The organism is Papillibacter cinnamivorans DSM 12816 (assembly GCF_900176335.1).
Lineage (GTDB): Bacteria > Bacillota > Clostridia > Oscillospirales > Oscillospiraceae > Papillibacter > Papillibacter cinnamivorans.
Window position 1 is genome coordinate 398,713 of the sequence record NZ_FWXW01000002.1, and the last position, 24,682, is coordinate 423,394.

Sequence of the window (24,682 nt, forward strand, 5' to 3'; positions counted from 1 at the left end):
CTTCCCTGACCGGAAGCGGCCGCTGTCTGATCGTTTTCAGGTCTGTCTGAGCCTCTTCTTTCTGATCCATCCCGCCAGATAAAGGATTCCGATGAGAAACGCCGGCCCCGAGATGATGAGGCTCCAGGTCAGGGCGGTAAGCGGCGGCACGGATGCTCTGAAAAATACCAGAAAGACGTACAGTGCGCCCACGGCAAGAAACGCGATCCCGCCCACAATCTCGCGCTTCCAGGACAGGATCACTATGAAAAGCAGGATCAGAGATGGAATGTTGTGCATGAATAATCCCAGCGCAATCTCCCCGGCGCTGAGTCCCGGTTCAAACACATCCAGGGAAAACAGAGCCAGAAAGAGGATAAACGCTATGGACAGGATGCGGGGAACCCAGAAAATCCAGCCTCGTTTGTCTTCCAATTCTCTTGCGCCTCCCATCCGCAGAATCTGAATTCTTTCCTCTTTCTTTGTATGCGTTGTCTTGCCCTCTGATGTCCGAAAATACTCCCTCGGCGTTATTTTACTCCCTCATGTCCGAATGATTAGCCCTCACAGCCCCGGTTTAAGGCGCCGTCATCCTGTGTCGTCCGTGTCCGGGCGTCTGCTCCCAGGCGGCCGGAACCTTCTCCGAACGCTGACGCTTTAAATGAGCCGCTTCATTTCCTTTTCTTACAATCTGATTATATCCTGCCCCGTAAACCCATACAACTCTCCTCTTAATCCGGCGTCATACAAGAGAACCGGCAGAGGCTTTTCGAAGCGGAAAGCCTCTGTCGGCGCTGCGGAGCGTTTTAATTATATAAGAATGATCTTCAGCTTCATTTCTCCGCGGGAAATCGGTAATGCCCCACCAGTATGTCCGCCCACCCTGCAAGGCAGTCTTCCTCCCGGGGCATTCCGTCGGGATGGTGGATCACATAGGGCACCCCGTCCCGGTTTCGCTTGTCCGAAAGGATTCCGATGTGGTACTGGTCTCCGCTTTTGACGATGACGATGTCTCCTCCCTGCCACTGATACAGGTTTTCCGCGTTGCCGGGCTGCAGATCCAGCGTGAGGACGGCTGCCTTCCGGGAAAAAAACACATTCAGGTTGGCAACCCTGCGAAAATCGATATTGGGGTCCGGCGCACCCGCCACGCGGGGATACTCCGAGGTATTTTCCGCGATATCCTCGTCCACCATGGCCTTCAGATCGTATCCCGCATGCTGGAACGCCCTCCAGATCACGTCCGAGCACACGCCCTCGCTCTCCGGCGGATATCCGCCTTCATAGTAAGTGCTTAAGTATACCGGCCGGGCTTCCACTGACACTCTGGCCCCCTCCACCAGGTCGGCAAGGTCGTGCAGCCCGTCCCCGTCCGCGTCCGAGGACAGCTCCAGAGATTCCACATGAATGACGGGCCGATTCTGCCAGAGCAGAAACGCGGCCGCCCCTCCCAGAATGAAAAGGACCAGAATCAGCGCCGCGGATCCTCTTTTCTTTCTTTTTCTCTTCTTCATCTAGCCTTCGCCTTTCGGTTTTTCTGAAGGTATCATACCGCATTTACCTCCGGCGGAAATAAAGTTTTCTTTAAGGGAACGTTACAATTTTCTGAAATCTTTGGGACAATCAGGAATATGGCAGCTCCCTTTAAAGCTTTCTTCCATCTCCTGTCGCCATCCATCCGGCCGGTAATAGGTGTATAGCTCTTTCACTTTATATAATAAAACCGCGGACGGTCGTATGCCGTCCGCGGTTTCTGTTGCTATGTTTACTGTGAAAGCATGCTCTCCAGCTCTGCCTCCGTCAGCACCGGGATGCCCAGTTCCCCTGCCTTCGTGAGCTTGCTTCCCGCGTTTTCTCCCGCCACCACGTAAGTGGTCTTCTTGGAAACCGAGGAGCTGACCTTCCCGCCCCGGGCCTCGATTCGCTCCGTTGCCTCCTCCCGGGTCATCCGGGACAGGGCGCCCGTCAGCACAAAGGTTTCCCCCGCGAGCCCCCTGTCTCCCGATGCAAGGTGGCTTTCCATGGATACCCCCGCCTCGCGCAGCCGCGAGATGAGATGATCGGACTGAGGATTGCGAAACCAGGTGACGATATTGTCGGCGGTAATCTCCCCGATTTCCGGGATTTGCGTCAGCTCCTCCGCCGTGGCCCGCCGCAGATCGTCCAGGTGACGATAACACCCGGCCAGGAGCTTTGCGGCCTTCTGACCCACCTGGCGGATCCCGAAGGCATAGAGAAGCCGGGAAAGCCCCGCCTCCTTAGATCCCTCGACGGCGGCCACGAGGTTCTCCGCAGACTTGTCCCCCATGCGCTCCAGGGCCGCTATCGATTCCTTTTTCAGATAATATACATCTGCCGCCGAGTGTACCAGCCCTGCCGAAACCAGCTGCTGAAGGACCGCGGGGCCCAGCCCCTCGATATCCATGGCGTCCCGGGAGGCAAAATGTGCCAGGTTCCGGAGAAGCTGCGCGGGGCATTCCGCGCCGGTGCACCGGACCGCCGCTCCGTCCGGGTCCCGGGTCACGGGAGATCCGCAGGCGGGGCAGGTCTTGGGTAAAAAGTAAGGCTGAGTACCCTCCGGGCGCTTGTCCAGTGCTACCTCCAGGATCTCCGGGATGATCTCCCCCGCCTTCTGTACCAATACGGTGTCCCCCACCCGGATGTCCTTTTCGCTGATAAAGTCCTGGTTGTGGAGCGTGGCGTTGGTCACCACGGTGCCGGCCAGCCGCACCGGCGCGATCACCGCCTTGGGCGTCAGCACCCCCGTGCGTCCCACCTGTACCACGATGTCCCGCACCTGCGAGAGCTTGCGCTCCGGCGGGTATTTATAAGCCACCGCCCAGCGGGGTGCCTTTGCGGTGCTCCCAAGGCGTCTCCTGTCAGGCAAGTAGTTTAACTTTACAACGGCGCCGTCGATGTCGAAGGGATACGCGTTCCTGTTTTCCCCCATGACGCCGATTTCCCGCACCACGTCCGCCATGGTGTCCGTCACCCGGTGCGGGATCACCTTGAAAAACTGCTTCGCCAGATATTCCAGACTCTCCGAATGCCTAACAAAAAAAACCCCCTCCGCCAGCTGCACGTTGAAAACCTGGATGTCCAGCCGCCGTTCCGCGGCGATCTTGGAATCCAGCTGGCGCAGAGAGCCCGCGGCGGCGTTCCGGGGATTCGCGAAAAGGGGCTGCCCCGCGGCGTCCCTCTCCTCGTTTAGGGTTTCGAACACCCGTCTGGGCATATAGACCTCTCCCCGGACGATGAGAAGAGGCGGGGTGTCCGCAAGGCGCATGGGGATGGACCGGATGGTCCGGAGGTTTTCCGTCACATCCTCTCCCGTCACTCCGTCGCCCCGGGTGGCCCCCCGGAAGAAAATACCGTCCCGGTACTCCAGAGCCACCGACAGCCCGTCCACCTTGGGCTCGAGGCAGTATTCCGGCGTCGCTCCTGCCTCTTTGATCCGGGTCTCGAAAGTATAGAGCTCCTCCATGGAAAAAACGTCCTGGAGGCTCTCCAGGGGTACCGCGTGCGTGACCGGCCGAAACGCCTCCAGCGGCCGCCCTCCCACCCGCTGAGTGGGAGAGTCGGGCGTCACAAGCTCCGGGTTTTCCGCCTCCAGCTCCTCCAGGCGCCGCAGCATCCTGTCGTACTCGTAGTCGGAAATGACGGGAGCGTCCTTGACGTAATACAGATACCCGTGCCGGTTCAGCTCCTCCCGGAGCCTCCGGATCTCATCCTTAGTTTCCATGGCCGCCTCCGATTGTTCCGGCGCATGCCGATGCGCCGTTGTCTATTGCAGGTTGAAATAATCCTCGATTGCTTGCTGGGCGTCCTCCACACCGCTGAAGAAGGTGTAGCTCTCGGGGACGCTCCCCACGATCACGGTCTCCGCCACGTTCATCTGCTGCTCCACCGTGGCGGAAGTGGAAAACCCCGGCACAAGGATGCTGATCTGCACCTTGATGTTCAATATGATCTGATGCCGGGTCTGGTTGATCCCGGCGGAGGTGAACTGGTTTGCGAAGCTTGCCGTGGCCGAGCTTACGGACAGAATGCGCACGGGAATCCTGAAGCCCCGGCCGGACAGCAGGCTGATCCCCGTGAGGTTTCCGATGGGGATGTTCAGATCCGCCGTGTTGGTCTCCGAAATCCGCTCCACCAGAGCTATGACGATGCCGGACTGAAGGCGGTTGATTTCCGCCATGTTGCTGCGCAGGGCGGTGATTTTCCCATCCGAGTCCTTTTCAAAGGAGATGAGCTTTTCATAGCTGATCTCCCCCTCGTTCAGCTCGTCGGTCACCGTTTCGTTGATGGCCCGCGTCACGGAGTTGGAAACCTTGGCCACAGCCATGTTGCTGAGAAGGGGCTTCAGGTAGATTCCTGCCGCCAGCAGCACAAGAATGGCTCCCGCAGCCAAAAACAGAAAAAACAGCGCGCCGCCGCCTCTCCCGCTCCTCCGCCGGGCGGAATAAAGGCGCATTCTCCGGTATAGGTCCGTCCGGCGCATCACTTCTCACCCCCAAAGAAGTATATGCGCCGCCCGGCTTGTTTGAATACCTCGGGTCCTGTCTGGCTCCTACTCTTCCTCCGGATACAGCAGGGTCTGGACCCCGCTGAGTACTCCCAGCTTGCCCGATTCAAAGGTGAGTCCTCCCTGGAGATAGACCGCAAACGGCTCCCGCATGGGCGCATCGCAGGACAGCTCCACGGAAGCTCCCTGGATAAAGGTCCCCGCCGCCATGATCACCTGGCAGCCGTACCCCGGCATGTCCCAGGGCTCCGGCGTTACGTAGGAATCCACGGGAGATCCCTTCTGGATTCCCCGGCAGAACCGCTTGAGCGCCTCCGGCTCCCCGAAAAGGATCCTTTGGACGATATCCCGCCTGATATCACCCGGGGCGGGGTCCGTCCCATATCCCAGCAGCTCCATGACGCGGGATGCGAAAACCGCCGTTTTCAGCGCCTGGGCCGTCACGTGAGGGGCCAGGAAAAGCCCCTGGTATAAAAGCCGGTTTTGCCCCAGAGAGGGTCCGCATTCCTTTCCGATCCCCGGCGCCGTAAGGTGCATGGCCGCCCGGCGCACCAGTTCCCGGCGCCCCGCGATGTATCCCCCGGTGGGAGCCAGCCCCCCTCCCGGGTTTTTGATGAGAGAACCGGCCACAAGATCCGCTCCGGCCTGCGCGGGTTCGGTCCTCTCCACGAATTCTCCGTAACAGTTGTCGACCACAACGGCGGCTTCCGGGTTGACTGCCCGGATCCGGGCGCAGATTTCCCCGATGTCGGACACCGAAAGGGTCCGCCGCCCCGAATACCCCCGGCTCCTCTGCACCAGTACGCACCGGACGCTGGGATCCGCGGCAGCTGCGGCAATGGCGTCCAGGTCCGCGCTCCCGTCGCTCCGGGGCTCCGCCTGCCGGTATCCCACGCCGAACTCCCGCAAAGACCCCGGTCCCCTGTCCTCTATCCCGATGACGCCCTGGAGCGTGTCGTAGGGCGCGCCCACGGCGGACAGCAGCACGTCGCCGGGCCGCAGGACGCCGAAGAGAGCCGTAGCGATGGCGTGGGTTCCGTTGACGAATCCTACCCGCACAAGGGCGTCCTCCGCCCGGAACACGTCCGCGTAAACCGCGTCCAGCATGTCCCGTCCCCTGTCGTCGTATCCGTACCCCGTGGTCCCGGCGAAATACCCGTCGGACACCCGGTTTTTGCGGAATGCGGAGAGCACCTTCCGTGTATTCTCCTCCGCTGTGGCGTCGATTTGGGAAAACTGCCCGGTAAGAGAGCTCTGGGCCCGGTCTCCCAGCTTCAATATATCTTCCTTCAGCTCAAATGAATCCTTGATGGCCGCTTCCTCCTTGGTATCAGGTCATGGGTGCTCCCAGCGCCGGATGCAGGTGACGAAGCCGCCCCGCCGTTCCCCGCGCCCGAGCCTCCCCGCGCTTTCCGACATTATTGCGGCTCCAGCATGGCTGCCGCCGCCACCAGCCGTACGCAGGCCTCGATGTCCCCGGGGTCCGCCATCTCGTTGGGGCTGTGGATATACCGGGTGGGAATGGAAATCCCTCCGCAGGGGACTCCCTCCCGGGAAACGTGGATGGCCCCGGAGTCCGTCCCCCCCGCCTGGATCACGTCCCGCTGAACGGGGATTTCCTGTGCTCCCGCCGCCCGTTCCAGAAGCTCCACCGCCTTGGGATGGGCGATGAAGGAGGAGTCCATGATTTTGATCGCCGCGCCCTTTCCCAGGCTGCAGTGGTTCTTCACCTTCACGCCGGGCACGTCCCCGATGTCGGTCACGTCCACCGCGAAGGCATAGTCCGGGTCGATGGCGAAGGCCGCGGTCTTGGCCCCCCGGAGCCCCACCTCCTCCTGGGAGGTGAAGACGAAATACAAATCGTTTTGCGTTTTTCCGATCCGCTCCAGCGCCAGCAGCAGGACGATACATCCGATCCGGTCGTCCAGGTAGGGAGAGACCAGCCGGTCCCCCGCAAGGTAGGTCTCCGAGGCGAACACCGCCGTGTCCCCCACCCGGATCTTCCCCCTGGCGTCCTCCTCGTCTTTGGCCCCGATGTCGACGAACAGATCCTCCACGGCAAGCTTCTGGAGGTCCGCCTTCTCCTCCTTGCAGACCACGCCCCGCACGCCGTTTTGGAATACCACCGGCGTGTTGATGGTCTCGGCGGGAAAAATCCCTCCCACCTTGCCGAAGCGGACAAAGCCTTCCTTTTCAATATAAGTGGCGATGAGGCCGATGGAATCCATATGCGCGGCAAAGAGGAGCTTTTTCCCCTCTCCCCGCCGATGGACCACCAGATTTCCCAGAATGTCCGTATAGCATTCGTCCGCGTAAGGCGCGGCCAGTTTTAAAATTTCCTCGGCGACGGCGCCCTCGTTTCCGGATACGGCCCGGATTGCCGTCAGCTTTCTGGTCAGTTCCAATAGATCCGTCATACTTCCGTTCCTCCCGTGATTTCAATAAATCCCCTGGCAAGGGCCGTAAGGGCGTCCAGGTCCTTTATACTGAAAACGCATGCCGGCGAGTGGATATACCGCACCGCCGCGGCGATTCCCGCCGTCCTGACTCCCGCCCGGCTCCGCTGGATCGCCTTGGCGTCCGTGCCTCCCGAGATAAACTGCTTCATCTGCCAGGGGATCTTTTTATTTTCCGCGTGCTCCCGCAGCGCCTCAAACAGCCGCCTGTCGTAAATGGTTCCCCCGTCCATGGCGACCAGCACCGCGCCCTTTCCGGGGGCGCAGACCTGCTTGTGGGGCTCCAGACCGGGCATGTCCGCCGCCGTGGTCGCCTCCACCGTCAAAGCGTAGTCCGGCCTTAGGGCAAAGGCGGCGCCGAAGGCTCCCCGGGTCCCCACCTCTTCCTGCACCGTGAAGACGAACCAGGTGTCGGCGGCCGGGTCCTCCTCGATCAGCCTGAGGAGCACCGCGCAGCCGATCCGGTCGTCCAGCGCCTTAGCCTTGAAGAATCCTTCGCCGAATTCCTCCCCCACGCTCTCAAAAGCCCCGTATTCTCCAAGAGAGACCAGGCGCTCGGCCTCTTCCCTGCCGGAAGCCCCGATGTCGATATACAGTTCCGTGAGCTTCGGGACCTTTTTCCGCTCCTCCTCGGTCACCAGGTGGATCGCCTTAAGGCCGATTACCCCGGAAACCCGGGCCTCCCCCAGGAAAATGCGCCTTCCCAGGGCCACCCTGCGGTCCACCCCTCCCACGAAGTCGAATTTCAGGTATCCCTCGTCCGTAATCGCCGTCACCATGACGCCCACCTCGTCCATATGGGCGCAGAGCATCCGGGTCTTTCCGTTGTTGCTGCTCCCCCGGCGAAATACCATGAGGTTCCCGTTGATATCCTCCCGGATCTCCTGTGCGTATGGTTCCGCTTTTTTCCGGATATAGGAGCGCACCTCGTCTTCAAAGCCGGACACGCCGTCTAAAGCGCACAGCTCCTTGAGCGTCTGCAGCATTTCATCGTGCATCTCAGTTCCCTCCCTTCAGCGACCGGGCGTAGGCGGCGATGAGCTTTGCCGCCGCCTCGGCGTCGTCGGGGCAGATGGTCTCCACGGGGCTGTGCATGTATTTCAGGGGAATGGAGAGTATCGCCGTGGCGATCCCTTCCCGCACGATCTGCATTTCCCACCCGTTGGTCCCCGTGTCCCCGGCCATGGGCTCTATGGCATAGGGAATTCCCTGATCCTTGCATAAAGCGATGAGGTCCCGGGACATTTTCCGGTTCATATTGGGGCCCACGCCGATCACCGCGCCGCATCCCAGGGCGAATGTCCGCTCTTTCGGCGCGTCCGGCGTTCTCCCGTGGGTTACGTCCACGGCGATGCACAGGTCCGGGTTCACGGCAAAGGTCCCCGTGATGGCTCCCCGCCCTCCGGTTTCCTCCTGGACGCTTCCCATCACGTATAGGTCCGCCTCCAGCGCTTCCCCCTGCAGCAGCTCCAGCGCCCGCAGCAGAACGGCGAAGCACGCCCGGTCGTCCAGCGCCCGGGAGCACAGCTGCTTTTCTCCCAGGGCCCGGCAGCCTCCGGCGAACACAGCCGGGGTTCCGATGGGGATTTGTATTTCCGCCGACTCCTGGGAAAGCCCCGCGTCGATATACAGCTCCTCCACGGGAACCGGTTTGTTCCGGGTCTCTTTCGTGGTGAGGTGGGGCGGCGTGGAAATGACGACGCCCCGCAGAGGCTTCCCGGCCAAAACGGTAATCTCCCGCCCCGGCAGCATCCGCGCGTCCACGCCTCCGATGGTCCGAAACCGGAGGAATCCCTCCTCCCAGCCGGTAATCAGAAAGCCGATCTCGTCCAGATGCGCGTCCAGCAGCAGCCGTTTAGCTCCTTCCTTTCCGCACCTGCGCACGCCGATGACGTTTCCCAGCGCATCGATCCGGACCTCGTCCATGTATGGCCCCAGAAGCTCCGCCGCCCGTTCCGCCGCCCGGCCCTCGAAACCGGAGGGCCCCGGCTCCGCCGTCAGGGCCAGAATGGTCTCCCGTATGCTCATGTCTCGCTTCCTCCCATTTCCTGCACGAGTTTCTTGAAATGCTCGCCCCGCTGGGCGAAATTCTTGAAGCGGTCGAAGGAGGCGCAGGCCGGCGATAAAATCACCGTGTCCCCCGGCTTTGCCTCCCCCGCCGCCGTTTTCACAGCCTCGTCAAACTCCGGTATCATTATAATTTTCGGCTTTCCCTCCCGGTACTCCGGCGCCTTTTCCACCGATTCCCGGATCTTCTCCGCCGTGCTCCCCGTGAGAACCAGAGTCTTCACGTGCCGTACGACCTCCGGGCCCAGAACGTCGAAGGGGATATGCTTGTCGTACCCTCCGGCAATGAGGATAACCTTATCGGGGAAGGAGCGCAGCCCCGCGATGGTCCTGGACGGGCTGGAAGCGATGGAATCGTTGTAATAGGCCGCCCCGCCCAATTTCCTCACCAGCTCGATCCGGTGCTCCACGCCGGGAAAGCTCGCCGCCAGAGACCGGACGGTCTCGTCCCGCACCAGGCCTTCCGTGGCCGCGATGGCCGCCATGTAGTTTTCCACATTGTGCATTCCCGGAATCAGGATGCCGGAAACCGGCAGCACCGCCCGCTCCTTTCCGCCCCTTCTGCTCCATATGGTGTCTCCCCGCAGGAAAACGCCCTCCTCCGGCTCGGTGAAGCGGCTGAACAGGCGCACGCGGCCCGGCGCCTTTTTCGCAAACCCTCGGGTGATCTCATTGTCCCCGTTGAATATCGCGATATCGTTCTTCTTCTGGTGTGTAAAGATATTTTCCTTTGCGGCAATATACTCCTCCATGGAGGTGTGCATATCCAGGTGGTTGGGGGCGAGATTGGTCACCACTGCAATGTGCGGGCTGCGTTCCATGGTCATAAGCTGGAAGGAGGAGAGCTCCAGCACGGCGAAATCACCGTGTTTCATGCCCCCGGCGTCCGACAGCAGCGGCCGCCCGATATTGCCTCCCAGGTGGACCCTCTTCCCCTCGCTCCGGAGCATTTCCGCGATGAGGGTGGTGGTGGTGGTCTTCCCGTCGCTTCCTGTGACCCCGATAAGGGTGCAGGGGCAGACCTCGAAAAAAGCCTCCATCTCCGAGGTAACGACGCTCCCGCGCTCCTTTGCCCGAAGCAGCTCCGGCAGATCCGGCCGCATCCCCGGCGTCCGGAAGATGACGTCCTCGGTGAGGTCCCGGAGGTAATCTTTCCCCAGCCGGAGCTCCGCTCCCAGGCTGATAAGCTCCTCCGCCTCGTCTCCCAGCTGCTCCATGGTTTTTTTATCGCAGGCGGTAACGGAAATCCCGGTTTTCAGCAGAAGCTGCACCAGGGGCGTGTTGCTCACGCCGATGCCCATCACCGCCACTCGTTTTCCCTTCAGTGCCGCGAGATACTCATGAATGGTTACGCTCATATTTGCTCCCGAAAGAGCGGCGCCGGATTCCCGTTTTCCCCTCAGGGACAGAATCTGCGCCGTTTCCGCCGCTTAGCGGCCGGCGGAGGCCGAATTTGCTGTTTCCGGATATCAAATCCCATTGCCGGCCGAAAGACGGCATGAAGATTATATAGTATTTTACCCAGAATTTCAATCAAACCGCAAATCTTTCCTCCCTTCGCGCATATACAAAGATATCCTTTGACATTGGCTTTACAGTCGGTTACAATAATTCTGCGAGTAAACCAGGCAGCCGCGTGGGCATGCGCCGAAAGGCCGTTCACGAGGAAAGTCCGGGCTCCATAGGGCAAGGATAACGGGTAACGCCCGCCGAAGGCGACTTCAGGAAAAGTGCAACAGAGATATACCGCCGGGGTTTTCCCGGTAAGGGTGGAAAGGCGAGGTAAGAGCTCACCGGCCGCCGGGGAACCGGCCGGCCCTGTAAACTCTATCCGGAGCAACACCGCAGAGGGGACATTGGTCGGCCCGGCCGTCCCCGGGTAGGTGGCTTGAGCCCGGTGGCGACGCCGGGCCTAGACAGATGGCTGTCATTGACAGAACCCGGCTTACAGGTTTGCTCGCAGAAAAGAGCGCCCGGCATTTAAAATGCCGGGCGCTCTTTTCTTGGTATCTGAATATTTTGATAAACAGGGCTCCGCACGTTAACGTGCGGAGCCCTGTTTTATGCCTTTGCGTTGTATTGTTCCGAACCGGATTATGATTTTTCGAGGGTGAAGGTCAGGTCCGCCGCGGCCCTCGCCCAGGAGGAAACCGTGCTGTAAGCGATGTTGCCGCCCGCATATGTCCCCACACCTTTCACCGCGTACAGGGTGATCTCATAGGAACCGATGGCCTGCCCGTCCGTCAGGGCGAAGGTATGGTTCGCGCCCACCATCTGGTTGAACCGCTCGCAGGCCGCATTGGAAACCGGCAGGCTCAACGCCTTGTAATACGCCTTGGTAAGGGAATAGGTGCTGCCGGTTATCAGGGAATCGGAATCAAATGTCAGGGTGACCGGCGTCAGCTCGTTCTTCTGCCAGACGATGCTGGTGACCCCTTCCGGCAGCACGATCCATGTGTCGGAAGCCATTGTGTTCGCAGCAGTGCCCGCCGCCGCGGTGTAGGTAACGGCAGCCGTAGCGCCGGCGCCCGTCACAGACGCGGAACCGTAAGTCACAAAGGGAAGCGCGGAATCCAGATGCGTGACCGAGGCCGTGAACGTAAAGGTCTTCACCTCGTCGCTTGCGTTCTTGGCAACGATCTTGACTGCGGTGGAGGCCGGAGTCAGCAGGCTCCAGTCGGAAACTACAGCCGCGCTCAGCGTTGCCGCGCCGTTTCCGGCCACCGGGATATTTACGTACAGTTTTCCCGAATCGGTGATCACCGATCCGCCTTCGCCGTCATAATAGACGTCGGTCACCGTGCCGTAGTCACCCAGCTGCCGTCGTCCACATATACGGCGTTCACCACAGAACCGTCTGCCGTGACCACGCGGACAGCTCCGTCGTCGGTCTTTTCACTTACCGGCAGCTTCACCAGCGTTCAGATCCGCGCGGACGTCACCGTAAACGCCGTGGGCGCCGCCATTACCAATCTGGCGGTATCCGGCGGAACGGCCACCGTGAATGTGGACGCAAGCTCCCATGTGGGGACGCTGACGGCCAACGTATCCGTCACCGTCAATAACAGCGGCACGATTACGACGGCGGTTGTCAACGCCGACAACGTTGTGGTGGACGGCAACAGGCCCTCCAGCATCCAGGTAAACGATGCCGTTACCGTGGCTCCCGTGGACGGGAACGGGAACTCCCTGGTCACTACGCCGATTTCCGGCGGAGGGGATTATACACCGGTGGTAACGCTGGGCAATGTGAGCGTTTCCAAGATCGCATCGGGCAGTCTGCTTGACACCATGCCCGGATACGCAGCCGCGCAGGCCGGCTGATGGGATATCAGACCCAGAGTTCCAACCGCTTTTCCGATCTGGGACAGGCCTTTTATACCCAGGCCGTTTTAAAGGCGAACGCAGCCGGAGTGATCCAGGGTTACGGAGACAAGATCCGGCCGCTGGACAACATCACCCGGGAAGAAGCGGCCGCAATGCTGGGGCGGGCACTGGGACTTTTAACATCCGATTCTACATCCGTCCGTTTTTCCGACACCGGCAGCATTTCCGACTGGGCGGCGGGATATGTGAACGCAATGGCGAATCACGGATATATGCAGGGCTATGGGGGAAAATTCAACCCCGGCGCCGACATCAGCCGGGCCGAGGTGGTTACGGTTCTGGACAATTCGATTAAGGGCCTGTTCAACGAGGCGAAGGAGTACACCGGGAACGTGGCCGGGAGCGCCATCGTCAGCGCGGACGGGGCTGTGCTCCGGAACATGGTGATTACAGGCGATCTCATCATCGCCCAGGGTGTGGGCGACGGAAACGTCACGCTCACAAACGTCACCGTCCAGGGCAGGACCATCGTACGGGGCGGCGGAGCCAACTCCATTCACATCACCGGAAGCAGCAGCCAGGGGGAACTCTTCATCCCAGCTCGCTCCATTTTTCGGCGGCTGCCTGCCCCCAATGCCCGTCCACGTCGGAAAATGCCGCCAGTGCGGCGGCGGGCAGCAGAGAGATCAGCATCGCTGCCGTTACCAGAAAACTCAATACCTTTTTCTTCATGTTTACCTCCGTCTTTCAGTTTAATTTTATTTCTGCCGACTCTTGCAATGCCATTTTATTTTTACGGCCGCGTTCATGGGGCTTTCATGCCGCTGCCGCAAACTTCACCCGGTACAGAATAAAAATGAGCAAAATAAAAGGAGATGGCAAGCCCATCCCCGAAAAAAAATACAACTGGCTGCCGTTCGTTAAGAGATAGGCCCTATAGCTTTGCGCCCCTGTCTTTCGGCAGGTTTGCCCAGTATTTAATTTTAAAAATCAACAATTCCCATAAATAGAAGTATATGCCATTATTTCCGAAAAAGCAATCGTTTCCGGGGAATTTTTCATTGTATGGAACGGCTTACTTTCTGAGGTTTTTATGGGTTCTGTTCCCAATTCATATTATCGAACAAAATCCCCTCCGTATTAATAGGGAACTGTTGTAAAATGCACATATTTAAAATTTTAGTGGGATTCCCCCGCCAACGGCGGGGGGAATCCCACTAAAATGTCAATATTCCTACAAATTTTGTGAATGCTTCAACAAACCCGCTCATGTTCATGATTCTCTCGTAAGAAGAAGCCGCTGATATCCTTTACTCCTCCGTGATCTCCAGCGCAACCTCCCCGTCCGGCAGGCTCACGCTGTAGCGGTAGACTCCCTTCTCGTGGAGAAACATTTCCGAATCCAGGCCCTCGTCGATAACCGCCCGGTAGGTAAAGGTAACCTCATAATATAAGGTCGCTTTGTCCTCGGAAAGGCGCAGGTTTTCCGGCTCGGAAGGATTCCCCCACCCGCTCTCCTTCGGCAGCGGCAGCGAAACCATGGATCCGTCGTATCCCACCACATACAGGAAATAATACGGCGCGTGGGGGATCCCGCCCAGCACCCCGTATAAAACGGTGCAGTCCTTGCCCTCCAGCTGTTCCTGGACGGTCATCCCCGTGCCGGAGAGCACCTCCTGAAGAGCCTGCTCATAGGTAGGCTGATAGGCCTCGAAGACCTCGGTCCGGTAAGTTTCCGCTCTTTTGTCGCAGACCTTCTGCATGAAGCTCAGGTCCCCTCCGACATCCGAGTACAAAGAGAGAACGTCGTCGGAAAACCTGGACTGGAGGCTGGCCTCGGGATCGCTTTCCGTGTCCCATAAACTCCAGTAATCCGTCTCACTATAGGTTCCGTCGCTCCCCTGCCGCAGGGCAATGGAAGCCAGGGAGGAATAGGCGGCGCTTCCGGAACCGCCGTCTTTGGAGAAGTGGTAGATACAGGAATAGTAGAGCGCCGAGACCCGGATGGTGTCCCCCTCCCGGGCGGTCTCCAGCAGCACATGGCTTTCCGTGCCGAAGTAAAAAGCGCTGAGCCCCTCCCGGCCTTCATGGGCCTGGATAGCTGCAGATACCGCCGCGTCCAGCGCCTTCCAGTCCAGGATCGTGTTCTCATCGATTGCCGCCTCATACTGCTCCCGGCTGAACGCGCCCTGCTCCTCCAGCCGCTCGGCAAGCGTCTGTCCGCCGTCTTTCAAAGACGCCGCCAGCGCGGCGTAGAGATCCGTCACCGCGTCTGCCCGTAAAAAGATATCCCCCTTCATGCCTTCCGGCAGGATTCCGCAGTCCGAGGCCAGGGCCCAGGGAGTGTCCCAGGCGAAATCCTCGTCCATAGCGTCGGAATACCCAAGCGCCCGCAGAAGAAAGGTCAGGAACATCGCCTCGCTGCAGGTCTCCCCCGCCCCGAACTTCGTTTCGGACTCGCCGTTGGTAAGCCCGTTTTCATAGGCGTATCCCACGTAGGCCGCCGCCCAGTCCGGTACGTCCGCAAAGGAATACGTCCAGGAGCCTGCCAGAGCTTCGCTCTCCTTCCCCAGCGCCCGGACCAGAAGGACGATCCCTTCCTCCCGCGTGGGGGCCCGGTCCAGGGCAAAGTCCGTGTCGCTTATCCCCCGGAAGAGTCCCAGGTTCTTTAAATCCTCCGCCAGCGCCTCTTCCCGGGAAACGTCTCTCCCGCTCCCCGCCGCCATTCCCGGCAGAGCCAGGGCCAGGCACAGGCAGCCACCGACGGCTGCGGCAAGCAGTCTCCTTACCGTTTGCTTCATGTTGTCCTCCTTCTCCCATTGACGTACGTTCTCATGCTCGGCCGGTTCATAAAATCCATCCCCGGAAGACCCGGGGAGGAACCGTATGCTTCGGATTTTCCTCGCCATTTGTTTTATGTAAACTACATGTAAGTATCTGCGTAAAAAGGAATAATATATACGGTTCACGGCAAGTATAGCATAAATACATGGGGTCATTCAAGCTTCAAACGGTCTGTCCCCGCTCCCTGCGCCGTTTCTGTCACTTAATCCGAAAACTCCGCATGTACAAAGGAGGTAAGATGTCATGCCGAAAGACAGCCAACCGGATAATAAACGGGCCCGGCGGGAAAAGGCCCGCGGTCAGACCGCCATCACCCGCGAAAATCAGAATCAAAATAAAAACGCAAAAAAGCAGTCCGTTGAAAACGACGATGTCTGAATGCTTATCTCCTGCGCTGCCGCCAAATAACGTCGGTCACGCTTTTTTAAAATGTAGGATTCCATAGAATGGCAGCCGATAGTGTCATAGCAGTCGAAAATAGGAGCATACTATTATCCGGGTACGATTCGCGTACCTCATTGAGCAAAGATTTAATTGGATTCGGGAGATGATCGGAATGGACCGGCTTATCTTTGAACCCGTAATGATTCGGGCCGTTTAGTCTGATGAAGGATGGCGGATGGTTAAGTTGTTATTCTTCATTTCTCCGGGGATAATTAAATAACTGGCCAAAAGGCAGGGGCTCTGAAAGGAGCTCCTGCCTCTGTTTGACAATAAAGTTCCCGTCCTTTTCGCCGGTATAAATCAACCCTTTTGCCCTATACTAAGTACGTTCGCAAATTCCGTGGGCATTGGGAAGGGAGCGCTATGGACAACAATAAAAACCGGAGGAAGGACAGACCCAAAAGCAACCCCGAGCTCAGAAAAATCAAACCGAAAGAGAACTCCGGCGCCGGCATGATTCACGGCAAAAAAATCGGTTTACATGACGCCGGGCGGGAAAAAACAAGGGAGGACAGCAGATGAATCATCTGATGTGCCGTATTTCAGGGATTCAAAACAAAGAGCACAAGACGCAGCTCAAGAACGCTTTGGATAAAATCGAGGGGGTCGGCAAAGTAGACGTCGATCTGTCTGCAGGCACAATTGAAATCAAATATAACCAGCCGGCATCGGAAAACAGCATCAAGGACTGTATCTGGGAAAGCGGATTCAAGATAATCGGCGGGTAACGCTCCGCTTCAATTGGACGCAGGACGGATAGCGACCGGAAAGAGGAAATTACCATGGGAAATGATAATAAAAAGAAAAGCACGGCAAACCGGAAAAAGGAAGACGGTTCGTTTCATTCCAGGAAGATAAAGCACGACCCCAACGCCGAGAGCGCAAGGGCGGTTTCTGGCCTGAAGGAAAAGCCCGAAAAGGAAACCCGTAAATAGGATGGTTTCAATACTGAGGGAAGCGGATCGGCACGTCTGCAGCGGCCTGAACCGGTCTTTTCGAAATCTCTGTTAAAAATATAGAAAGCCTTCCTGATGCGCCGCTCTCGCGTGTCTCAGGAAGGCTTAAATTCTAAATGTTCTATTCTTCCCAGTTGTGCCAGACGTTCTGCACGTCGTCGTTATCCTCCAGCAGCTCCAGGAGGCTCTGCATTTTCCTGACGTCGTCCTCCGACTGGAGGGCGATGTAGTTCTGGGGCACCATTTCCACCTCCGCGCTCACGAAGACGTAGCCCTTTTTCGCAAGAGCTTCCGTCACCGTGCCGCAGTCGTCCGGTTCGGTGTAGATCTCATAGACCTCGCCCTCGTTGGAGAAATCCGAGGCACCCGTCTCCAGGGCGTCCTCCAGTACCTTGTCCTCGTCCAGGTCCTCGCTCTCCACCACGATGACGCCCTTTTTGTCAAACAGCCACGAAACGCAGCCGGTGGCACCCAGGTTTCCGCCATATTTGTCGAAATAATGCCGCATTTCCGAGGCGGTCCGGTTCCGGTTGTCCGTCATGGTCTCCACGATCACGGCCACGCCGCTGGGTCCGTACCCCTCGTATACGATGGTCTCGTAATTGGTCCCGTCGTTCCCGGCGGCTTTTTCAATCACCCTGCGGATATTGTCGCTTGGCACGTTGACTGCCCTCGCCTTGGCAATACAGTCCTTCAGGCGGGAGTTGGCCGCGGGATCCGGGCCGCCCCCCTCTTTCACCGCCACGATAATTTCACGGGACATCTTGGTAAATACCTTGGCCCGCTGAGAATCGGTCTTTTCTTTCTTATGCAGTATGTTTTTCCATTTGGAATGTCCTGACATGCCCATCTTCCCTTCCTGAAATCAGCATTATTACTCTATCACATCGGGTGAAAAAACTCAAGGGCGTATAAAATACGGCCTCCGGAGCAATCTATTTCCAGCCATTCTGGGAAAATTCTGCGAAAGGAGGATCATTGTGGGCAAAGACGAGAAAAAGAAAGACGGCAAGGATACAAACAAAAGCCGGGGAACCCTGCCCTCCGAGCGGACGGGAAAAACCGCAGGTACCGACCCCTCCAGTAAACCGACTCCCAAATACCATTATACGGACGCCCTGTAACCCGCCGGAGACCGGCTCCCGGCCATTAAAATGAAACCCCTGCCCCGCGGATAAAAGCTCCGGCTTTATCCGCAATTTTTTTGGGTAACGGCCACCTCCGAAAAGGCATTTATCTTATAAATACCGGATGACCTCCCGGTGCCTCGCCGATTTAACAACCGTAAGCTCCGGGTATTTTCCCCGGATGCGCTGTACCAGGACGGGGATTACCGTGTCCTCCGTGGGATAGTGACCCGCGTCCGCGAGGTTTATGCCGATCGCCGCGGCTTCCAGAAACACATTGTATTTCACGTCCGCAGTCAGATAGGTGTCGCATCCCCGCGCCGCCGCTTCTTCCAAAAGGTCTCCGCAGGCACCGCCGCCGACGCCGACCCGGAAAACCGGCCTCCCGGCGTCAAAGCACCGCAGTCCCCCGCAGCCCAGCTCTTTCTTGACCCTCCGGCAGAAGTCCTCCATGGGGAGAGCCTCCCTCAGCGTTCCGATCCGCCCCAGCCCGTAAACTTCGCCGTCCGGGCCCTTTCCCTCCATGTGAAGGATTTCCGCATTACACAGCCCAAGCCGCTGCGCCAGAGCGTCGTTAACCCCACCGTTTGAAAGATCCAGATTGGTGTGCATGCAGATGGCGGCGATCTGGCTCCGGATGAGGCGGATCACCCGCCGCCCCTCGGCGTCCTCGTCGGTAACATGCTTCAGGGGGGTAAAGATCAGGGGATGATGGGCCACGATGAGCTCCGCCCCCATCTTCTCCGCCTCGGAAATCACGTCGTCGGTGATATCAAGGGCCGCCAGCACTTTCGTAACGGCTTTGTCCCGCTCCCCGGCCAGCAGCCCCACGTTGTCGAAAGACATCTTCGTCTCCATGGGCGCCAGTGTATCCAGAAAATTCAGGATCTCTCTTACCGTCGGCATATGCTCCACTCCTTTTTCAGTTCCGCGAGGCCCTCCAATACCTGTCGGTATTGCTCCGCCCTGCCGGCATCCTCCGGCTTGCCAGAACGCGCAAGCCCCAGTAGAGCACGCTCCGTTTTCCGGCTCAGCTCCGCAAGGTACTCTTCGGGAAGTCCCGGTTCCCCGGCCTCGGGACGGGAAAATCCCGCCGCCAGCCGGGCGGGCGTCATGGGAGGCGTCTTCCCTCCCCCCGCCAGCAGGATCGTTCGTATTTTCCCCCGCTCCCGGACAAGCTTTTCCCGGGAAATGGCATACCCCGCGCCGGCAAGCCAGCCCCGCAGATCCGGGAGCTTGGACATGGGCTGCAGGATCAGCCGCTTGCCCTCCCGGGTCCAGCTTGCCGCCTCCAGAATGGAGGCGATGGTCTCCCCGCCCATCCCCGCGATGATGACGGTGTCAGCCTCCTCCGGCAGTATCCCGGAAAGCCCGTCGCACAGGCGAAATTCGATCCTGTCTCCCAGGCCGTACCGCTCCGCCGTCTTTACCGCCCTGGAAAGAGGCTCCGGGCGCAGATCCGTGGCGATCACCCGCTCTGCCGAACCGCAGAGCATCAGCCAGACCGGCAGAAAGCCGTGGTCCGTCCCGATGTCCGCCGCCCGGGCGCCGGGCGGCACCCACTCCGCGACGGCGGAAAGCCGGGCGGAAAGCTCCGGTCTCCGTGTTTCCATGGCCAGCTCCCCCCTGTCCGCGTCCTGCCGCACTCTGCGGTTTGCTTCGGATACCGTCTGTGCGGTTGTCCCGCTGTGCGGCGGTCTATTTCTCTTCAAAATCCTTGTATAAAAGGCTCGGCTGGATGCCGGTGTTGTTCTGGTATTTTCCGCTCCGGTAGGGATCGTAGTCCCCCTGGATGGTGTGATAATAGATCTGGCAGACCTCCACGCCGGGGTAAATGCGGATGGGCTGGATACAGAACATCTCCAGCGTCCAGAACCCGGAGAAGCCCACGTCTCCGAACCCCGCGGTCACGTGGATAAAGAGGCCGAGGCGTCCCGTGGAGGATCTCCCTTCCAGCATGGGCACAAAGCCGTCTGTCTTGGTGTACTCTCTGGTTCTCCCCAGATACAGCCGGTTGGTCTCCAGCAGAAGGCCCTCCTCCGGTATGACGATCTTCCGCGTTTCATTGGGCTTCTTCATGTCCAGAATCCGGTTTTCATAGACCAGAAGCTCGTTGTGCAGCGAAAGGTTGTAGCTGTTGGGGTTGACTTTTTGGGGGTCGAAGGGGTCTATCACGATCTCCCGCCCCATGTGTCTGAGGATTTCTCTTCCGGACAGTATCATATCTCTCCACTTCCTCGGCAAAAATGGGAAAACGCTCGGACTCAATCCGTATTTCCGTCGTTTCTTGTCCGTTTCATTTCTTCCAGCAGCCGGTTTACCAGTTCCCGCTCCAGGATTCCCTGCCCCTTCAGGGGAAACCGCGGGACCACCGAAAGGGCCCGTCCGCAGAGCTCAAGAGCCTTTTCCCGGTCGCCCTCGGCGTAAAAGGCATAGGCCGCCTTCACCCGCAGGCCGTTGGCGTCCATATCTCTGTCCAGCGTCTTCCGGCATGCTTCCCGAAACCGTTTCGCGCCGTCTGGATCCCCGGCAAGGCAGCGCATATAGCAAAGCTCGTAATACACCCCCGGAAGCGACGGGGCGGGAAGCTTCTCGATAGACATCTCCATCTCCCGGGCAAACTGCCGGGCGCTCTCCGTGTCGCCTTCGTCCAGGGCCTTGAGATACCGGAAAAACAGGATTTGGCCCCCCGCCGCTCCAGGCTCCGCGAGCCCTTCTCCCAGTACCAGGTTTTTAGGGCGGACGCCCGAGGCGAGCTGCGAAGCCGCGCGGTTATATTCCATAATCCGCCGGGCGGAGGATTTATGGAACAGAAAGCTCCAGAGAATCATCCCGTCCGTGGGATTGTTGCCCGAATAGAACGGAAAAAGGTTTATGCCTCCCGCCAGAAGTCCCATCAGGAAAAGATCCGTCAGAAACGTGCCCGGGCCTCCGGAAACCCCTGCGGATAAAAAGGGATAGACTGCCGCCGCGGTAAGAAAATTGACGAGAATCCCGCCGGAGTAGTACAGTACGCTCACGGCGGCGGATGCGTTTTCCGGCGGCACCATGGCGCAAAGCCCGCTGTATCCCCGGTTGGGGATCCAGGTAAATTTCATTCTCCCGTTTTCATTGTTCCAGGACAGAGGGCCCACCCGGAAAGAAAACAGCCGCCAGCCAGTGAGCGTACCCGCCAGCAGGTGCCCCAGCTCGTGAAGCTGAACGGTGAGAAAAATTGCCGCGAAGAGGAGCAAAAATACGGTAAGCAGGCTTTCCCCTTCCCCCGCCGAATGAAAAAAGCGGTAAACTCCGGTAAATCCCAATGCCGTACCGATGACGGCTCCCACGGCAAGCTGGACGAGAAATCCGGAACGACGCCGTTTTTTCTTCTCTTTTCTCTTCAACGGGGACCCCCTTGTCTGTCCCGGAGGAAAGCGGTCCGCCCTGAAGCCCGGTAACGCTTGTCTCCGCCTGTCCCACGCCGCCGGGTATTTTCGTATATCTCCCCCGGCTGCCGTGTTTTATACGAATTTTGATTAGATGCGATTCTTTGAGCGGGAATCTTTTATGTCGTCCCATGGCGCAAAAAGCCGCCGGTCTGTTCCTAGCTGCCGCCGTAATCGGCAGTATACATTTTACCACGTACGCCACCGGCTGAAAAGTCCGCATTTTGCGGCTTCCTGTCCGCCCCATGAAAATGCCCCTCAAAAGACCGTCTTTTGAGGGGCTGAATTCTCCGTGTTATTTTTTCTCCGCCAGCAGGGAATTGAGCTTCTTCAAAAGTGCCTCCGTGTCCACTCCGTGAACCATGCAGGCCTCATCCACCGTCTCTCCCCGGGAGGCCGGGCAGCCCAGGCAGTGCATTCCGATGGACAGGAAGATAGGGGTGGTTTCCGGCGCAAAGTCCAGAATCTCTCCGATAATGGTATCTTTTTTGATTTCCCTCATGTTTTTTTAACCTCCGAAATGGTTTGGTATAGATCTTCATGCGCGAAGGTGAATCGCGATAAACGCGAAAGCCGCGGCGCATGAAGTTTTTGCGCATTCGCTCGTTGAAGCGCCCGCGCGCCGGGATTTCACGCCGCTGCCCGCTCAGAGCGCGGCACGGCCGTTTCTGCTGAAACTTGCATAGCAAAACAATACGCTTGTCCGGTTTCGTTACAGGAATACCGCTCTTCTGGCTGACCCCGGCGGTGCCGCAATCGGCCCTGCTGCCGGCGCCGCCGTAAAAGCATGCGCTGCCTTTCTCCGACAAAAGCGGAGAATAGCAGTATTATACCCGTATACCCGCAAGGATTCAAGTGAATTCTCGGAAATTCGCAAAGTAGAGCGCCCGCCTTTCGGCGGGCGCTCAGGTCGTCCAAATTAGTTGTTGTTGTTCTCCCGGATACGAGCGAAGCAGTCGCTGCAGTAAACGGGTCTGTCGGATTTCGGCTCGAAGGGAACCTTCGCTTCTCCTCCGCAGGCGGCGCACACGGCCGTGAAATACTCTCTCGGCGCTCTGGCGGCGTTCTTGCGGGCGTCCCGGCAAGCTTTGCAGCGCTGAGGCTCGTTCTGGAAGCCACGCTCTGCGTAGAATTCCTGCTCACCGGCGGTGAACACAAACGTCTGGCCACATTCCTTGCAAGTTAGTGTTTTGTCTTCGTACATTTTTGAACCCTCTCTTTGACAAAATGATTGCCCCCGACTAGTCGCACCGATTCTGGATGAACTAATTATCTTGTTTCAGGGCATATATGCGCTCAGCTTTTACTGAAGTCGCCTGGATTAATTTGCTGTGCCAATTTGCGCCGGATGCGCTGGACAGCGTTGTCCACCGATTTTGGGGACCGATTTACTTCGGCTGCGATTTCAAGATACGAAAGTCCCTTCAGGTAATACCCCAAAATCTTTGCTTCAAACTCTGACAATTGGCCTTTTAGACCGTCCAAACGTTCAGCAAATTCTTCCCTTCCGATAATCAGTTCCTCGGGGTTGTTTTGCCGGAGATTGGATGCTCTATACGTCATGAGGTCGGTATTTTTGTCAAAGAAGGGTGTTTCCAGCGGAATGGAACGATTCAAAGGAGTATGCTTGTCACGGGCCGCTGCCTTGATGGCGGAATACAATCTGCTACGTATGCAGATTTCCGCATACGTTCGAAAAGAGGCCTGCTTGGCGGGATCGTATTCCCTGACCGCCTTGAGTAATCCTACCATGCCCTCCTGGATCAGGTCCTCGCTGTCCCCGCCCGCAAGAAAATAAGGACGCGCACACGCGCGCACCAGACGGTTATAGCGGGTGACGATCGCCTCTTCTGCCTTTCGGTCGCCGTTGGAGACCATACTGCACAGCTGATCGTCTGTATACTCAGTCCAAGAGTTCATTAAAGTCCCTCAAGCCTTATAGTCCTTAAATAGTATAACCGGTTTTTTGCAGTTCTGTCAAGGGTTTATGCAAAATAATTTAACATTTCCCTCCAGCGTCCAGTATTTTTATTACTTTTGCTAAATCTTCGGCGCATTTTTTGGCTGTATTCGACTCTCCCGCCTCCACCATAACGCGGATAAGCGCCTCCGTGCCGGAGGGACGCACCAGAATCCTTCCATCCCCTCCGAGTGCTTTTTCCTCTTTAAGAATGCGCTCCCTGAGAACGGGCGAATTCATGAGCCTGCTCTTCGCCTCCCTGTCCCCGGAAACGGGGACATTCACCAGCACCTGGGGATATTGGGGAACCTGGGATACCAGCTCCGACACCCGTTTTCCCGAAGCGCACAGGACGCTGAGAAACTGCAGCGCCGCAAGCTGTCCGTCCCCCGTGGTGGCGTGCTCCAAGAAAATGAGATGCCCCGACTGCTCCCCGCCAAGGACGAAGCCGCCTTCCAGCATCCGCTCCAGCACGTTCCTGTCCCCCACGTCGGTACACTCCAGACGAATTCCGGCACTTTCCGCGAACTTATGAAATCCCAGGTTGGACATCACCGTAGCCACGATGGTGTCCCCCGCGAGTCTTCCCCTTTTCTTCATAGCCTGGCCGCAAACGGCCATAATTCTGTCCCCGTCCACCGCCCGGCCTTTCTCGTCCACCACCAGACAGCGATCCGCGTCTCCGTCGAAGGCGATTCCCAGGTCGTATCCGCCCTCCTTCACCCTCCGGCTGAGTCCCTCCAGGTGGGTGGAGCCGCAGCCGTCGTTGATGTTCACGCCGTCGGGTTCGTCGTTGATAAAATCCGCTTCCAGGGGAAAGCGGGAAAAGAGCTCCCGCGCCATCCTGGACGCTGCTCCGTTGGCGCAGTCCACCGCGAGGTGCAGCCCCGCCGGCTCTTCTTCTAAGGTAGACGCAAGATGTCCGATGTAGGTGCGGATCTCCTTTTCTCCTCCGTCCCGTACCCGGCCCAACTCGCCCCGGGTCTTTACCGGCAGCGGTTTCCCCGACAGAATGAGCTCCTCGATCTTTTCCTCCAACCGGTCGGAGAGCTTGAAGCCCTGTCCGTTGAAGATCTTGATCCCGTTATGCTCAAAGGGATTGTGGGATGCCGAGATGACCACTCCCGCGTCGCCCTTCAGATGTACCGTAAGGTAGGCTACTGCCGGCGTGGGCATGACTCCCAGACGCAGAACATCTGCCCCGCAGGAGCAGAGCCCCGCAGTCAGAGCGTTTTCCAGCATGTCGGAGGAGATCCGCGTGTCCTTGCCGATGAGAAAAAGCGCCCGGCCGTGTTTTTCCTCCCCCAGCACGATGGCCGCCGCCTGCCCAGCCCGGAAAGCAAGAGCCGCGTCCAGCCCTTCGTTGACCACGCCCCGGATTCCGTCCGTCCCGAATAATTTACCCATAAAACCTCCCATGCGCTCTGCGCGTATTAACTGATTAAATGGTCTCTCCGCATGGGAGGTTTTTGTCCGTCATTTTCGGTTGCCGCGAAGCGGCGAGAAAATGGGACTAATATCTTATGTGGTTCGTGTGAATATCACACGAACCTCCCATGTGCCATATGCGTA

Annotated in this window: 27 protein-coding genes, 1 other RNA gene and 1 riboswitch; of the genes, 8 read left to right on the forward strand and 20 right to left on the reverse strand. The window is 58.4% G+C overall.

All coding sequences use genetic code 11. The annotated features are described in order from the left end of the window. Positions 1-36: 36 nt before the first annotated feature. The 9 genes from B9A13_RS04790 to murD all read right to left on the reverse strand — a co-directional run bounded on the left by B9A13_RS04790 (position 37) and on the right by murD (position 10,385). Entirely contained in the window at positions 37-414 is a 378-nt protein-coding gene (locus B9A13_RS04790) for a DUF7670 domain-containing protein (RefSeq protein ID WP_084233904.1), read from the reverse strand. Positions 415-812: 398 nt separating this feature from the next. Then, entirely contained in the window at positions 813-1,493 is a 681-nt protein-coding gene (locus tag B9A13_RS04795) for a DUF1287 domain-containing protein (protein ID WP_084233905.1), read from the reverse strand. Between the two features lie 251 nt (positions 1,494-1,744). Continuing rightward, complete coding sequence (gene ligA, locus B9A13_RS04800; protein WP_084233906.1) at positions 1,745-3,721, reverse strand: NAD-dependent DNA ligase LigA; 1,977 nt, start codon at positions 3,719-3,721, stop codon at positions 1,745-1,747. 42 nt (positions 3,722-3,763) lie between these two features. Beyond that, positions 3,764-4,480 carry a sporulation protein YunB gene (yunB, locus tag B9A13_RS04805; protein WP_143806881.1) on the reverse strand — a complete coding sequence of 239 codons (717 nt, stop codon included), beginning with the start codon at positions 4,478-4,480 and terminating at the stop codon, positions 3,764-3,766. A 69-nt stretch (positions 4,481-4,549) separates the two neighbouring features. Next, positions 4,550-5,782: a methionine gamma-lyase family protein gene (locus B9A13_RS04810; RefSeq protein ID WP_242942778.1), complete on the reverse strand. Its 1,233-nt coding sequence runs from the start codon at positions 5,780-5,782 to the stop codon at positions 4,550-4,552. 140 nt (positions 5,783-5,922) lie between these two features. Next, positions 5,923-6,921 (reverse strand): M42 family metallopeptidase, encoded by a 999-nt coding sequence (locus B9A13_RS04815; RefSeq protein ID WP_084233908.1) that lies wholly within the window; start codon positions 6,919-6,921, stop codon positions 5,923-5,925. After that, entirely contained in the window at positions 6,918-7,958 is a 1,041-nt protein-coding gene (locus tag B9A13_RS04820; RefSeq protein ID WP_242942779.1) for a M42 family metallopeptidase, read from the reverse strand. Before B9A13_RS04820 ends, B9A13_RS04815 begins: the two co-directional genes overlap by 4 nt. A gap of 1 nt (position 7,959) precedes the next feature. After that, positions 7,960-8,988 (reverse strand): zinc-binding metallopeptidase family protein, encoded by a 1,029-nt coding sequence (locus B9A13_RS04825; protein WP_143806882.1) that lies wholly within the window; start codon positions 8,986-8,988, stop codon positions 7,960-7,962. Then, positions 8,985-10,385, reverse strand: coding sequence for a UDP-N-acetylmuramoyl-L-alanine--D-glutamate ligase (murD, locus tag B9A13_RS04830; RefSeq protein WP_084233909.1), 1,401 nt, complete (start codon positions 10,383-10,385; stop codon positions 8,985-8,987). The genes B9A13_RS04825 and murD overlap by 4 nt, the downstream gene beginning before the upstream one ends. Before the next feature lie 258 nt (positions 10,386-10,643). Here murD and rnpB point away from each other — a divergent pair. Continuing rightward, positions 10,644-10,991: RNase P RNA component class A (rnpB, locus tag B9A13_RS04835), an RNA gene on the forward strand. Positions 10,992-11,121: 130 nt separating this feature from the next. On the opposite strand, the gene B9A13_RS04840 is transcribed toward rnpB, so the two are convergent. Then, positions 11,122-11,826: a hypothetical protein gene (locus tag B9A13_RS04840; protein WP_084233910.1), complete on the reverse strand. Its 705-nt coding sequence runs from the start codon at positions 11,824-11,826 to the stop codon at positions 11,122-11,124. 63 nt (positions 11,827-11,889) lie between these two features. Between B9A13_RS04840 and B9A13_RS04845 the strand changes: the two genes are divergently transcribed. Continuing rightward, on the forward strand, positions 11,890-12,351 hold the full coding sequence (locus B9A13_RS04845) for a hypothetical protein (RefSeq protein WP_084233911.1): 462 nt from the start codon (positions 11,890-11,892) through the stop codon (positions 12,349-12,351). Next, on the forward strand, positions 12,351-13,208 hold the full coding sequence (locus B9A13_RS04850) for an S-layer homology domain-containing protein (RefSeq protein WP_084233912.1): 858 nt from the start codon (positions 12,351-12,353) through the stop codon (positions 13,206-13,208). The genes B9A13_RS04845 and B9A13_RS04850 overlap by 1 nt, the downstream gene beginning before the upstream one ends. A 44-nt stretch (positions 13,209-13,252) precedes the next feature. Beyond that, a riboswitch (cyclic di-GMP riboswitch) is annotated at positions 13,253-13,335 on the reverse strand. Between the two features lie 329 nt (positions 13,336-13,664). Here the strand turns inward: B9A13_RS04850 and B9A13_RS04855 are convergent. After that, positions 13,665-15,155 (reverse strand): hypothetical protein, encoded by a 1,491-nt coding sequence (locus B9A13_RS04855; protein ID WP_084233913.1) that lies wholly within the window; start codon positions 15,153-15,155, stop codon positions 13,665-13,667. A gap of 286 nt (positions 15,156-15,441) precedes the next feature. On the opposite strand from B9A13_RS04855, the gene B9A13_RS14580 reads away from it, so the two are divergent. From B9A13_RS14580 to B9A13_RS14260, 4 genes are all read left to right on the forward strand, one after another. Next, positions 15,442-15,576, forward strand: coding sequence for a hypothetical protein (locus tag B9A13_RS14580; RefSeq protein ID WP_278309000.1), 135 nt, complete (start codon positions 15,442-15,444; stop codon positions 15,574-15,576). A 429-nt stretch (positions 15,577-16,005) separates the two neighbouring features. Further along, entirely contained in the window at positions 16,006-16,164 is a 159-nt protein-coding gene (locus tag B9A13_RS14255) for a hypothetical protein (protein ID WP_200809682.1), read from the forward strand. Continuing rightward, the gene (locus tag B9A13_RS04860) at positions 16,161-16,370 is read left to right on the forward strand and encodes a heavy-metal-associated domain-containing protein (protein WP_084233914.1); all 210 of its coding nucleotides are present in this window, start codon (positions 16,161-16,163) and stop codon (positions 16,368-16,370) included. The genes B9A13_RS14255 and B9A13_RS04860 overlap by 4 nt, the downstream gene beginning before the upstream one ends. A gap of 54 nt (positions 16,371-16,424) precedes the next feature. Beyond that, positions 16,425-16,577, forward strand: coding sequence for a CPC_1213 family protein (locus B9A13_RS14260; RefSeq protein WP_200809683.1), 153 nt, complete (start codon positions 16,425-16,427; stop codon positions 16,575-16,577). A 142-nt stretch (positions 16,578-16,719) separates the two neighbouring features. Here B9A13_RS14260 and B9A13_RS04865 read toward each other — a convergent pair whose 3' ends face one another. Beyond that, entirely contained in the window at positions 16,720-17,442 is a 723-nt protein-coding gene (locus B9A13_RS04865) for a YebC/PmpR family DNA-binding transcriptional regulator (protein WP_084233949.1), read from the reverse strand. Positions 17,443-17,578: 136 nt separating this feature from the next. On the opposite strand from B9A13_RS04865, the gene B9A13_RS14080 reads away from it, so the two are divergent. Next, on the forward strand, positions 17,579-17,722 hold the full coding sequence (locus B9A13_RS14080) for a hypothetical protein (protein WP_159448030.1): 144 nt from the start codon (positions 17,579-17,581) through the stop codon (positions 17,720-17,722). 114 nt (positions 17,723-17,836) lie between these two features. On the opposite strand, the gene B9A13_RS04870 is transcribed toward B9A13_RS14080, so the two are convergent. From B9A13_RS04870 to glmM, 8 genes are all read right to left on the reverse strand, one after another. Further along, on the reverse strand, positions 17,837-18,631 hold the full coding sequence (locus B9A13_RS04870; RefSeq protein ID WP_084233915.1) for a Nif3-like dinuclear metal center hexameric protein: 795 nt from the start codon (positions 18,629-18,631) through the stop codon (positions 17,837-17,839). Next, positions 18,619-19,338, reverse strand: a complete 720-nt coding sequence (locus tag B9A13_RS04875; RefSeq protein WP_084233950.1) for a class I SAM-dependent methyltransferase — start codon at positions 19,336-19,338, stop codon at positions 18,619-18,621. The genes B9A13_RS04870 and B9A13_RS04875 overlap by 13 nt, the downstream gene beginning before the upstream one ends. 85 nt (positions 19,339-19,423) lie before the next feature. Beyond that, positions 19,424-19,948, reverse strand: coding sequence for a dCTP deaminase (gene dcd, locus B9A13_RS04880; protein ID WP_084233916.1), 525 nt, complete (start codon positions 19,946-19,948; stop codon positions 19,424-19,426). A gap of 41 nt (positions 19,949-19,989) precedes the next feature. Then, complete coding sequence (locus B9A13_RS04885; RefSeq protein WP_084233917.1) at positions 19,990-21,108, reverse strand: M50 family metallopeptidase; 1,119 nt, start codon at positions 21,106-21,108, stop codon at positions 19,990-19,992. A gap of 337 nt (positions 21,109-21,445) precedes the next feature. Then, positions 21,446-21,652 carry a DUF1858 domain-containing protein gene (locus B9A13_RS04890; RefSeq protein WP_084233918.1) on the reverse strand — a complete coding sequence of 69 codons (207 nt, stop codon included), beginning with the start codon at positions 21,650-21,652 and terminating at the stop codon, positions 21,446-21,448. Positions 21,653-22,069: 417 nt separating this feature from the next. Further along, positions 22,070-22,354 carry a zinc-ribbon domain containing protein gene (locus tag B9A13_RS04895; RefSeq protein ID WP_084233919.1) on the reverse strand — a complete coding sequence of 95 codons (285 nt, stop codon included), beginning with the start codon at positions 22,352-22,354 and terminating at the stop codon, positions 22,070-22,072. A gap of 92 nt (positions 22,355-22,446) precedes the next feature. Next, on the reverse strand, positions 22,447-23,070 hold the full coding sequence (locus B9A13_RS04900) for a sigma-70 family RNA polymerase sigma factor (protein ID WP_084233920.1): 624 nt from the start codon (positions 23,068-23,070) through the stop codon (positions 22,447-22,449). A gap of 79 nt (positions 23,071-23,149) precedes the next feature. Further along, positions 23,150-24,517, reverse strand: a complete 1,368-nt coding sequence (glmM, locus tag B9A13_RS04905; RefSeq protein ID WP_084233921.1) for a phosphoglucosamine mutase — start codon at positions 24,515-24,517, stop codon at positions 23,150-23,152. Between the last annotated feature and the right edge of the window lie 165 nt (positions 24,518-24,682).